Source organism: Microcoleus sp. MOSTC5 (assembly GCF_036701825.1).
GTDB classification, from domain to species: Bacteria; Cyanobacteriota; Cyanobacteriia; order Cyanobacteriales; family Microcoleaceae; genus Microcoleus; species Microcoleus asticus.
Genome location: NZ_JAUBRK010000049.1, coordinates 30539 through 43181 on the forward strand (window position 1 = coordinate 30539; position 12643 = coordinate 43181).

General features: G+C 48.0%; 6 protein-coding genes. 5 read left to right on the forward strand and 1 reads right to left on the reverse strand.

Annotated features, from left to right (window positions below):
- The first annotated feature begins 75 nt into the window (after window positions 1–75).
- The 5 genes from QUA54_RS24135 (at window position 76) to QUA54_RS24150 (ending at window position 11952) form a co-directional block, all read left to right on the forward strand.
- Window positions 76–5583 (forward strand): PAS domain S-box protein, encoded by a 5508-nt coding sequence (locus QUA54_RS24135; RefSeq protein WP_333416622.1) that lies wholly within the window; start codon window positions 76–78, stop codon window positions 5581–5583.
- A 77-nt stretch (window positions 5584–5660) separates the two neighbouring features.
- Window positions 5661–5846 (forward strand): DUF6888 family protein, encoded by a 186-nt coding sequence (locus QUA54_RS34545; RefSeq protein WP_422614725.1) that lies wholly within the window; start codon window positions 5661–5663, stop codon window positions 5844–5846.
- Window positions 5833–6360 (forward strand): DUF6887 family protein, encoded by a 528-nt coding sequence (locus tag QUA54_RS24140; protein WP_333416623.1) that lies wholly within the window; start codon window positions 5833–5835, stop codon window positions 6358–6360. The genes QUA54_RS34545 and QUA54_RS24140 overlap by 14 nt, the downstream gene beginning before the upstream one ends.
- A 32-nt stretch (window positions 6361–6392) precedes the next feature.
- On the forward strand, window positions 6393–10523 hold the full coding sequence (locus QUA54_RS24145; RefSeq protein ID WP_333416624.1) for an ATP-binding protein: 4131 nt from the start codon (window positions 6393–6395) through the stop codon (window positions 10521–10523).
- Window positions 10524–10629: 106 nt separating this feature from the next.
- The gene (locus tag QUA54_RS24150) at window positions 10630–11952 is read left to right on the forward strand and encodes a response regulator (RefSeq protein WP_333187340.1); all 1323 of its coding nucleotides are present in this window, start codon (window positions 10630–10632) and stop codon (window positions 11950–11952) included.
- Window positions 11953–12097: 145 nt separating this feature from the next.
- On the opposite strand, the gene QUA54_RS24155 is transcribed toward QUA54_RS24150, so the two are convergent.
- Entirely contained in the window at window positions 12098–12637 is a 540-nt protein-coding gene (locus QUA54_RS24155) for a GIY-YIG nuclease family protein (RefSeq protein WP_333416625.1), read from the reverse strand.
- Window positions 12638–12643 lie beyond the last annotated feature (6 nt).

Consider the following 12643-nt stretch of genomic DNA (forward strand, 5'->3'; position numbering starts at 1 on the left):
AGCTTAGTTTTAACAAGGTTGTTTCATCGACATAAGCAATAGTGCGATCGCGCCAGCGCTACAGGTCAAAAAAAAATGAGCCAGTTTGAGGTCTTGCCCTTACCCATTCAATCTTACAGCATTGCTACATTTAGTGCCGGCACGGCTTTACTGCTGACCGCTCTTTTACTGTTTTCATTCAATGTCGCTCCTGCAATCTTACTTTTGACCGCAGCAGTGGTTAGCGCTTGGTATGCTGGCTTAAAGTCCGCAGAAAAAGAATTAAAAATAGAACGTAAAATTAGTTCAAAAGTAATTGACACGACGGCTTCCTTGATTGTAGTTCTCGATAGCCAAGGACGGATTGTCCGCTTCAACCAAGCTTGCGAAAAAACCACAGGCTACTCGACAGCAGAAGTTGTCAATAAATATGTGTGGGATTTGTTTTTGATTACGGAAGAAATAGAACCAGTTAAAACATTTTTTACCGAACTAAAATCCGGACATTTTCACAGCGAATATCAAAACTATTGGCGCACTAAAAAGGGCGATAAACGCTTAATTTCTTGGTCGAATACTGTGACGACCGATGGCGCGGGCTTGGTAGAATATGTGATAGCAACTGGCATCGATATTACTGACCGCCAAAAAGCAGAAATAGCCCTGGCTTTATCCTACACTAAGCTAGAAAGCCACGTCAAAGAGCGCACAGCAGAACTGACAGTAGCTAAAGAAGCGCTGCAAGCTCAAGAAGAACGATTTCGCTGTTTGAGTTCCTGTTCGCCGATCGGCATTTTTATGGCCGATTTTGAGGGGCGCTACACCTACGCAAACCCTCACTGTCAGGCTATTTGCGGCTTGAGTTTGGCAGAACTTTTAGGAGACGGTTGGGAGAATTGCATCCACCCGGAAGACTGCGATCGCGTATTAGCCCGATGGCTGGATTATACTCGGGAAGGTGGGGAATATGCGATCGAGTATCGCTTGCAAACACCAGAGGGGATTGTGCGCTGGATTAACGTTTGTTCCTCGCGGATGTTCTCCGACTCCGGCGAACTCATCGGATACGTGGGTACGGTGAGAGATATCACGGAAAGACAACAAGCGCAAGCAGCTTTGGCAAGCAGCGAACAGCAACTGAGAACGCTGCTAGAAAATACGCCAGATATCATTATCCGCACGGACAAAAAACTGCGTTATATGTATGTCAATAAAGCAGTTGAAACAAGCCAAGAAAAACCGCTTTCATTCTTCCTGGGAAAAACCAGTCAAGAAATAGGAGTGCCGCCAGACCTGTGCCAGGTGTGGGATGAAACGCTGCAAAAAGTGTTAGAAACAGGTCGAGAAGAAATTATCGAATTTCAGGCTTTCTCAACCAACGGTATCCGAAGTTATCAATCCCGCGTAGTTCCAGAATTTGGCAAAGACGGCGTAGCAGAATCCGCCTTGATTGTCGCCCGCGATATCACAGAACTCAAACTTGCAGAAACTCAAAGATTGCAGTTAACAATCGAGCAAGCAGCGAGAGAAAAAGCGGAAATACAACAGCAGCGCTCGGCATTTTTAGCAGAAGTCAGCAAAATGCTGGCTGATGCGTTTGACGGGGAAACGGTGCTGCAAAAGGTAGCAGAATTAGCAATAAATTCGATCGCCGACGGGTGCTGCATTCATTTGACCGAAACCGACTCAAAAGTGCGCCGAGTCGCAGCAGCTCACGCAGAAGCCTCTATAGTTGATAGTCTGAATAACTTGAGAATCCGCAGTCCGATGGCCGACAATGCTACTAACGGCTATCCGCTGGTAATCCGCACCGGAACATCCGAACTAATTGCCGAAGTGGATGAGGAAATGTTAGCAGCAGGATGCGAAAATGCAGCAGAAATAGAAATATTGCGATCGCTCAATATGGGATCGCACGCTTGCGTACCGCTGAAAGCGCGCGGGCGGGTAATGGGTTCGATCACTTGCTTTACCTCAAAGTTGGGCCGCCGCTACAGTGCAGAAGACATGGCAATGCTAGAAGATTTAGCATACCGCGTGGCGATCGCCCTCGACAACGCCAGACTTTATGCAGAAGCGCAGCAAGCACTATCTCAAACAGCGCAATCCTTCGCCTTAATTGACGCGCTGTTAGAAGCATCTCCCCTAGCGATTTGCTTTCTCGATCGCGAAATGCGCTTCATCCATATCAATCAAGTATTAGCAGAACTCAACGGTTTGCCGATAGAACAGCATCTCGGCCAAGACTTCCGGCAATTGTTGCCAAAATATGCAGCCAAATTTGCGCCGATAATTCAGCAAGTTTTAGAAACCGGTCAGCCTGTTTTAAACTTAGAAATGAGTGGCGAACCGGATGGGAAACCGGGATATTTCGGTTACTGGGTAGCAAACTACTACCCAGTTAAAAATGAAAGAGAAGAAATAATCGGAGTCGGCCTAATTCTCACAGATATTACCGCAGCAAAACAAACAGAATTAGCTTTGCGGGAAAGCGAAATGCGCTGCCGCAGCGTGGTAGAATCTAACATGATCGGCATCGGTTTCTGGGATGCCAACGGCGAAGTTACTGACGCTAACGACGCCTTGCTGGAAATGATCCGATATACGAGGGAAGACTTAGTTTCAGGACAGATTCGCTGGGTCGATATCACGCCGCCGGAATACGGAGAACTCGATCGCGCCGCCATCGCTCAAATCGCACAATCAGGAAGTTGCGCGCCTTATGAAAAAGAATACATCCGCAAAGACGGGACGCGCTTCCCAATTTTAGTCGGCGCCGGAAACTTGCAAGGATGCACAGACAAAGGATCGTTCTTCGTGCTGGATATTACCGATCGCAAACAAGCCCAAAACCAGCTTGGAGAAAACGAAATACGCATTCGCCGCCAACTAGCAGAACTCGACTTAGTTTACAACACCACACCGGTCGGGCTGTGCTTTGTCGATACCAATTTGCGCTACATCCGCATCAACGAATGCCTCGCTCAGATCAACGGTCGCTCGATCGCAGAGTACCTCGGGCGCACCGTTAGAGAAGCGAGTCCGGAAATCGCCGATATGCTAGAGCCGATTTACCGCCAAGTGCTGGCGACGCAAACCCCCGTGACAGACTTGGAAATTAAGGCTGAAACCCTGCAACAGCCAGGAGTTTTGCGGGATTGGCAAATCAGCTTTTACCCCGTGATCGATGAATCCGGAACACTGCTGGGAGTCAGCACCGTGGTTGCGGAAATCACCGATCGCAACCAAGCAAAACGAGTAGTGCAGCAAAGCGAAGCCATATTCCGGCGGCTGTTCGAGTCAAATATTTTCGGAGTCGCGATCGGTGATTTGAGCGGCCGCATCGCCTACGCCAACCAATCCCTGCTCAACATGGTCGGCTACACCCGCTCAGATTTGCTCTCCGGTCAAATGCGGTGGGACAGGATGACCCCCCCCGAATACCTGCACCTCGACGCCGTGGCGGCGCAAGAACTGCGAGTTAAGGGAGTCGCAACTCCTTTCAAGAAAGAGTACATCCGCAAAGATGGCAGCCGCGTGCCGATTCTGATGGGCGGTACGATCCTGTGCCCGGACGCTCGCGAACCAGAGACGATCGTCGCATTTTACATCGACTTGACCGAGATATCGCGGGTGGAAGCAGAACTCAAAAAGAATCAAGAACGGCTGCAAATCGCTCAGCAAGCAGGCAAAATCGGAACTTTTGAATGGAACGTCCAAACCGACGATCTCGCGTGTACGCCGGAATTAGAGGCTTTGTACGGGCTGCCGTCCGGCGCTTTAGACAGCTATCAAAGTTGGGCGCAAATGCTGCATCCAGACGATCGCGCTGTTACCGAACAGCAGGTAAAAGCTGCGGGGGCTTCCGGGGAGGAATTAAACATTGAGTTCCGCATTTGCCGCCCCGACAAAAGCGTGGGCTGGATTGCTTGCAGGGCTAAGGGGTTTCCCGACGATCGCGGTTTGCCTTGGCGGACGATCGGAGTGAACGTCGATATCACCGATCGCAAACAAGCAGAAGCAGCGCGATCGCACCTCAATCAAACTTTAGAAGCCTTGATTCAGGCTTGTCCCCTGGCAATTACCGTTTTGGACACCGACGACGGCACTGTGAAAATGTGGAACCCAGCCGCCGAGAGGATTTTTGGCTGGTCCGAATCAGAGGCGTTAGGTCAATTTGCGCCCAGCGTTCCCGCAGACAAGCGGGAGGAATTCATGGCGAATTTGAAACGAATTCGCGAAGGAAACGCGATCGCCGACATGGAAACCCAGCGCCAAAGGAAAGACGGCAGCTCGATCGACATCAGTTTGTGGGCAACTCAAGTCCGCGACAGCAACGGGAACATCAACTGTATGTCGATCGTCACCGACATCAGCGATCGCAAGCAATTGGAGGCCCAACGCGCTCAGTTGCTCGATCGCGAACAGGCCGCGCGGGCCCAAGCAGAAGCCATCAACCGCCTGAAAGACGAGTTTCTAGCCACTCTTTCCCACGAACTGCGCACGCCTATAAATGTGATTATGGGCTGGGCACAGACGTTGCGCACCCGCCCCTACACCGAAGAGGATTTAGCTTCCGGTTTGGAAGCGATCGAGCGTCAGTCGAGGGTGCAGGTGCAGGTAGTGGAAGATTTGCTCGATGTTTCCCGGATTATTCAAGGTAAGCTGGCTCTGAAACCCGGCTGGTTCATCATGAGACAGACGATTGAGTTTGCTCTGAAATCAGTTCGTTTGGCGGCCAAGGCTAAGTCTGTCACCGTTTCCTCAGAATTTGACCCCGCAGTCAGCTTGATGTGGGGCGACGCCCCGAGGGTGCAGCAGGTAGTGTCGAATTTGCTGACTAACGCCGTGAAGTTTACGCCTTCGGGGGGAAATGTGGAACTGCGCTTATCTGCGGTAGCTGTTACCGATTCCTCATCACCTAATTACGTGCAAATTACTGTCAGCGATACCGGAAAGGGCATTTCCCAAGAGTTTCTGCCCTACGTGTTCGATCGCTTCCGACAAGCAGACGGCTCGATTACTAGGCATCAAAACGGTTTGGGACTGGGATTGGCGATCGTCCGGCACTTGGTGGAACTCCACGGTGGCACTGTGACTGCGGAAAGTCCGGGTAAAAACAAGGGTGCGACATTTACGGTGAAACTGCCGCTCAAACAGCGTCGGAAATACCAGCCAAAGTTGAGAGAGGAAAGCAACTCCCCTCAAATCCGTCCGGGTATTTTGGCAGGTTTAAAGGTATTGGTAGTTGACGGCGAACCCGACAACCGCGAGTTTTTGATTGTGGCGATCGAAGAGTTGGGGGCGACTGCGACTGCGGCTGCTTCGGCTGCAGAGGCGATCGACATTTTACAGCAGTCGCCGCCGGATATTTTAGTCAGCGATATCGCTATGCCCGTTGAGGACGGCGACTCGCTGATCCGCCAAGTGCGATCGTCCGCATCCGACAAAATCAAGCGCTTGCCGGCCGTGGCGCTGACAGCTTATGCTAGCGAACAAGACCGCGATCGGGCGATCGCCGCGGGTTACAACGAACATTTAACAAAGCCGATCGAACCCGCTGTATTCGCCGCCGTTTTAGCAAAGTTAACAAATTTGCAGTAACGCGATCGGGCGTTACTGCAAACTCTGACTCTTGTAAACTAAACAACCAAAAGTGCGAGAGTGAAGGAGGAAAAATTATTCCTACAGCAGCGCAGTTACTCAAATGCTTTGTAGTTTGCTATGAATTAACAAATATGTATCAGCCTATCTACATAGTGCGGCTCGATGAACGCACAAATTACCTGTATATTTTGGCTGGTGAAACTATTGAAATAGAGATTTATCCTAACGGGCAATGGAGATACTGTGATGAACAAGCCTAATTTTCAAGCTATGAGCAGAAAGGAATTGCGAGCTTACGTACTTGCTCACCGAGAAGATAATGAGGCTTTCTATGCTTTGGCGGACCGGCTGCACGAATCAGTAGCCGCCACAGAGGCTGCCGTTGTTAAATGGTTGCACTTCCAGCATCCCAATCAAACTATTAATAAAATTTCCGAAAGCTCCTCTAGCTTGATTTTGACAGATGGGGAGGGAAATCAAACAGAAATTAAAATTCAAGTTATGGGCAGTTATCTGCCGAATAATAAGCCATTAATCGAGCTGTTAATTAACGATATGATTTCCCATACACAGAAACAACATATAAAAACTCTGGCTGTTTTTGTTAGTAGAAATGAATCAACTGCCAAACAGCTAGAAACAGAACTGACAGAGGCAAATTTTGACAGCCGCGCCCAATCTTCGCTGGTAGTTGGCTATATTGAACCCGGAGGAAAATTTCAGAGCCTACCAGGCGCAACAATTGCCGGGGTAAAGGCAGACCACAGCAGTTAAAATTCGATCGCCAGCCCAATTGGTTCACACCCATGCCCATTTATCCCTTCAACCGCCCAGCCGCCAAACTTTTCAGCAAGCTGCCCCTGCGAACGGTTCTGATTGTTCCGTTTGTTTTGCAAACGGTAAGTGTAGTCGCGCTAGTGAGCTTTCTTTGTTTCAAAAGCGGTCAGGAATCAGTTGAGAATGTAGCGCATCAGCTAATCGAACAAGTAGGAGAACGGATTAGCGATCGCCTCACAGATCGGGATGGGCTGTCGGCAATCAATACCTTTCTGGCTAGGCTGCACTTCTCTGCATCGGGACAGACTTTTATTATGGATCGATCGGGGAATCTGATTGCCACATCCACACGAGAAACACCCTTGGTGACGCAAGCAAAAAACCAACCGACGCCATTGCTAGCCATCAACAGCAAGGACGCCCGAACGCGAGATATTGCTCGACAACTCGCCAACCGATTTGGGAACTTCCGCACGCTGCAAACAACCCAGAAATTTACCCTGGCGAACAACCGCTCGCGGCAGTTTGTCCGCGTCACTCCCTATCGAGATTTCCGCGGCTTGGATTGGTTGATTGTGGTGGTGGTGCCAGAGTCTGATTTCATCGATCGCCTTCAAGCAAATACGCGCAACACATTGTGGTTGTGCGCCGCTACGCTGCCGCTGGCGATCGCGATCGCATTGTTGACTTCCCGTTGGGTGACAAAGCCAATTATGCGCTTGAATACCGCCGCCAAAAATGTTGCCAAAGGAAAATGGGATCGACCTTTAGAAATTAGACGCTTGGATGAAGTCGGAGAACTGACCAATTCCTTTAATCTTATGGCAGCACAACTGCAAAAGGCTTTTACAGACCAAAAAGCTTTAAATGAAGCTTTAGCGCAGAGCGAGAGCCAACTGAAGCAATTTATCGAAGCCATACCTGCGGGAGTATCTATCCACGATGCCTCCGGTCAAGCCGTGTACTTCAACGAAACTGCCAAGCATTGGCTCGGCGTAGAAACTATCCCCGATGCGACTTTACAAGAAGCAGTAAAAGTTTATCAAATGTACCGCAAAAACCAGCCGTATCCAACTGAAGAACTGCCTGCATTCCGAGCGCTGCGCGGCGAAACGGTGTTCCTTGACGATTTAGAACTTCATCGAGATGGGAAATTTATTCCTTTTGAGGTGCGCGCCACACCAATTTTCGACGAAGGCGGAAATATTATTTATGCCCTGATTATTTTTTATAACATCGCACAGCGCAAACAATCTGAAAAAATATTAACTGACTACAATCGCACTTTAGAATCCGAAGTTGCGGAACGTACCTACGCCTTAGCTCGTGCTAACGAAATATTACAATATGAAATAGCCGAGCGCCAATTGATCGAGCAAAAACTTTACACCTCTACCGAGCAAGTTCTACAAATATTTGAGTCAATTGCCGATATTGTATTAATTTTTGAATTACCAGAAAAAACGATAAAAATTATACCTACCAAGGGCATTTCTCACTACAACTATCAGACGAGTCAGATTGACTCGATCATCGAACAATTTTTTCATGAGGAAAGCGAGGAGATTTATTTCGCTCAAGTTCGACAGGCATTGGAAATTAAACAAACGATTAGTTTTGATTACAGTCAGCAGATTAATAATCAAGAAGTTTGGTTTGCTGCTAAAATTTCGCCGCTGTCCGATCGCTCTGCGGTTTGGGTAGCGCGCGACATTAGCGATCGCCAGTTAGCCGAATCCCGACTGCTGGAAGCCCAAAAAATTGCTCGTATTGGTAGTTGGGAACACGATATCGCCACAAACACAACCACTTGGAGTGAGGAACTCTATCGCATTTACGAGTTCGATCCGACTCAAAAACCGCTGCCAACCGAACAATTAATCGAGCGTTTTCATCCAGAGGATCGATCGCGCTATGTCGCAATACTTCGCGATAGAGCTATGTCGGGACAAAGCTTTGAAATCGATCTGCGGCTGATCCGAAGAGATGGCTCGCTCTGTTACATAGAAGTCAGAGGGAAACCGCTTTACGATGAAAAAGGGCAGTTGATGCGTTTGTTTGGCACTGTCTTGGATATTAGCGATCGCAAACAAGCCGAGTCAGCTTTGCGAGAAAGCGCGCAGGGAGAACAAGCCATCGCCCGATCGATCGATCGCATCCGTCAGTCCTTAGATATTGACACAATATTCAAAACTACAACCTCTGAACTGCGACAAACCCTAAAATGCGATCGTGTCGGTATCTATCGTTTTAATCCTGATTGGAGCGGGGAATTTGTTGCCGAATCACTGGCTCCGGGCTGGATATCTCTGATGCAACAAACTGACGATTTTAATTTTCCAAACACTCTCCTCGAAGACTCTCGCTGTACCGCGAAAACTATGCAAGCCTCCGGTGAACCAGTGCGAGATACCTATCTACAAAGAAATCAAGGCGGTATGTATGCTAGAGGCGTTCCTTACCACATAATTGAAGACATATACAGCGCTGGGTTGAGTCCTTGTTACCTGCAACTGTTAGAGCAATTTCAAGCTAGAGCCTACGTTATTTTTCCTATATTTTGCGGCAGTCAACTTTGGGGTTTGCTCGCCAGCTATCAAAATTCTGCACCCCGCACTTGGCGCGAAGCAGAAATCAATATTGGGGTGCAAATTAGCACTCAACTGGGAGTCGCCTTACAACAAGCTCAATTGCTCGAAGCTACTCAGCAGCAATCGCTACTGCTCCAAGAAGCCGCCTGGGCAGCAGAAGCCGCCAACGTCGCGAAAAGCACTTTCCTGGCAAATATGAGCCACGAACTCCGCACCCCGCTCAACGCAATTCTGGGATTCTCCCAATTGATGCAGCGTTCTACCAACCTCAGTCGCGAACAGCAGGAAAATATCCGCATTATCAACTGCAGCGGAGAACACTTGCTAGCTCTGATCAATCAAATATTAGATTTAGCCAAAATAGAGGCGGGACGCATTACCCTCAACCCAACAGACTTTAAATTAAGCAGCTTGCTGAACGATGTAAAAGAGATGTTCCAACTTCAGGCACGGGAGCAACAATTACAGTTAACATTTGACTGCTCTAGCGATATTCCCGAATACGTGCAAACCGATCAACTTAAGTTGCGCCAAGTTTTAATTAATCTGCTTTCTAACGCCATTAAGTTTACGAAAAAAGGAGGAATTGCGGTAAGAGTAAGTGCGGGTATGGATCGTGAAAACCAGCAATTACCAATCACTAATTATCAATTACATTTTGAAATAGAAGACACTGGTTTCGGCATGGCTCCTGAAGAGTTAGAGCGGCTTTTTCAACCGTTTGTGCAAACCAAAACAGGGGCAGCATCTCAGCAGGGAACAGGGTTGGGGCTGGCTATCAGCCAGCAGTTTATCAAGCTGATGGGTGGCATGATTACTGTGTGCAGTGAAGAAGGACGCGGCACAACCTTCGCGTTTGATATCTCCGTCAGCGCCGTTGAGGCCCCGGCGGCTCAACCCCTACAGCCGCCGCGTCGGGTGATAGCTCTAGAACGCAACCAACCGCGCTATCGTATTTTGATTGTGGACGATCGAGCCGACAACCGCCAACTGCTGATCGAACTCCTCGCTGCCTTTAACTTTGAACTCCAAGAAGCCAGCAACGGCATAGAAGCTATTGAAATGTGGTCGAGTTTTGAGCCACACTTAATTTTTATGGATATGTGGATGCCCGTGATGGATGGACAGGAAGCGACGAAACGTATTAAAGCCACGGTTAAAGGTCAAGCTACCCCCATTATTGCCCTGAGTGCCGGTAACGCCGAGGAAGCGCGAACCGTTACTGTATCAGATGATTGCGATGACTTTATCCACAAACCCTTTCGAGATACAGAAATCTTTGCCACCCTGCACAAACATCTCGGAGTGCGTTACATTTACGAGGAACCGGAGAGCGTTCCCGACTCAACTCACATCGAAGCTCCCACTCCAGAGACTGTTGCAGCTTTACCCGCAGATTGGCTGGCAGCTTTAGAGAAAGCCACAATTGAGTGCGATTTAGAGTTAATACTTATCCAAATTGAACGAATTCGCGATCGAAATGACGCTTTAGCTAGCGCTCTAGCCGCATTGGCTAACGAGTTTCAGTTCAACCAAATACTAGCTCTCATCCATCCCGAAATAAAATAAAAACGATATTATATCGGGTTTGTATTGAGTACGACCGTCCTCATAAAACCCGCTCGGACGGTCGTACTCAATACAAACCTATAAATGTTATTTTACCAAACTAGATATGAATCGCGAACCAACTCCCGTCTTAAAAGGGAATATTTTAATTGTTGATGATATTCCGGCTAATTTGCAGCTTTTAGCTCAAATACTCTCGCAGCAAGGGTACAAAACACGCACCGCACCCGATGGCAAACTAGCTCTGCGGTCGATCGAATTAACTGCTCCTGACTTGATTTTGCTGGATATCATGATGCCCGGTATGGACGGCTACAAAGTCTGCCAAGCATTGAAAGCTTCTCCCACAACCAAGGACATTCCGGTTATTTTTATCAGTGCTTTAAATGAAGTGTTTGATAAAGTCAAAGCCTTTGAACTTGGTGGTATAGATTATATCACAAAACCGTTTCACGAACAAGAAGTTCTGGCCCGCGTCTCAAATCAACTCGTGCAGCGCCAGTTGTTTCAACAAACGCAATCCTACGCCCAGCAACTCGAACAAACCGTAACTGAACTCAAGAAGACTCAAGCTCAGTTAATACAGAAGGAAAAAATGGCTTCTTTAGGTCAGCTAGCGGCAGGAATTGCTCACGAAATCAACAATCCCGTTAGCTTTATCTACGGCAATCTTGCTCTAGCGGCGGACTATGCGCGAGATTTGCTTCGCCTCGTCGAATTGTACCGACATTACTACCCGCACCCCCTTCCAGAAATTATCGGCGAATTGGACGAAATTCAACCCGACTTCATCGCAGAGGATTATCCAAAACTGCTGAATTCGATGAAAGATGGTGCTTCTCGGATCAGTCAAATTGTGATGTCTTTGCGCAACTTCTCCCGCCTTGGCGAACAAAAGTACAAGTCAGTGGATATTCATGAAGGCATTGACAATACTTTAGTTATTTTGCAGCACCGACTGAAGGGAGCAAACAAAGCTGGTGAGATAGAGGTCATTAAGCACTACAGCCAACTGCCAAGAGTCACCTGTTACGCCAGTGAATTAAATCAGGTGTTCATGAACCTGCTAAGTAATGCTATTGATGCCCTGCAAACTCAACCGTCTCCCCGAAAAATTACCATCAGCACTTCAGTAAGTTGTGAGTCAGAATCGGCCCTGCACAATCAAGATTCCAAATTAGCCACTCACAACTATAAATCGGTTGTTATTCACATTGCCGATAACGGTTGTGGGATGAGTGAGGAAGTGCGCCACCAGATATTTGACCCATTTTTTACTACGAAGCCTGTAGGCAGCGGTATTGGATTAGGGTTGGCAATCAGTCACGATATTGTAGTGGAAAAACATCGAGGGCAAATCAGTTGTATTTCTGCTCCGGGCCGAGGAGCTAAGTTAATTGTGCAGATTCCGATCTGTGTTAAATCTTAACTGTTAAAATGTTAAGAGACGGAGATGATATATCAGATAGATTGTAGCCGAGAATCTGTAGGGAAACGGCAATGCCGTGTCCGGGGCGGGAATTAGGGAAACGGCATTGCCGTTTCCCTACTGTTCGCAGTAAGGACTATTGTATTTACTTTAAATCGAGCAATCCGCTCGTTTTCAGCTTGGGATTAAACCGAATTTCTTCAGTTACACCGCGAGCTTTCAGCAGCGAAAAAATTTCATTTTCTACGCGCCGCGCCACATTTTTCAACAATTTATCTTTGGCAATTTCATCGGCGAAGATACCTTCATAGTTTGCCGTTTCTTGGGCAGTCATCACAGTTTTGGTGTCGATGGGATCGTTCCACTTGGCAGCATCGACACCGTTACCTTGGGGTTCGGAACCGTTTTCTGCAATCCAACTCGAGCGGATGCTTTCTAGAATAGTGCGGCTGGGTTTGTCGATAGTTTGGATTTTCAGCCAGTAGCAATATTGGGTTTGCCGTACCAAATGCTGTTTGAGGCTGAGGTAAATATCGCGAGAATAACCGACAAATTGCAGGACTTTCTCGTTGTCAAAAATTGCGTAAACGCCAATTTTTCCCTGGGTAAAATCGGGCAATTTCCCCTCGGAGTCAATGTAGGGAATGAATTCTAAGCTGGCGAGAGAGTGAATTTCTTCTGTCATCCGATT

Bases quoted from the DNA above. Each gene is read 5' to 3' on its own strand.
- QUA54_RS24135 (WP_333416622.1), top strand. From the start codon at position 76: ATGAGCCAGTTTGAGGTCTTGCCCTTACCCATTCAATCTTACAGCATT.
- QUA54_RS24140 (WP_333416623.1), top strand. From the start codon at position 5,833: ATGAACAAGCCTAATTTTCAAGCTATGAGCAGAAAGGAATTGCGAGCT.
- QUA54_RS24145 (WP_333416624.1), top strand. From the start codon at position 6,393: ATGCCCATTTATCCCTTCAACCGCCCAGCCGCCAAACTTTTCAGCAAG.
- QUA54_RS24150 (WP_333187340.1), top strand. From the start codon at position 10,630: ATGAATCGCGAACCAACTCCCGTCTTAAAAGGGAATATTTTAATTGTT.
- QUA54_RS24155 (WP_333416625.1), bottom strand. From the start codon at position 12,637: ATGACAGAAGAAATTCACTCTCTCGCCAGCTTAGAATTCATTCCCTAC.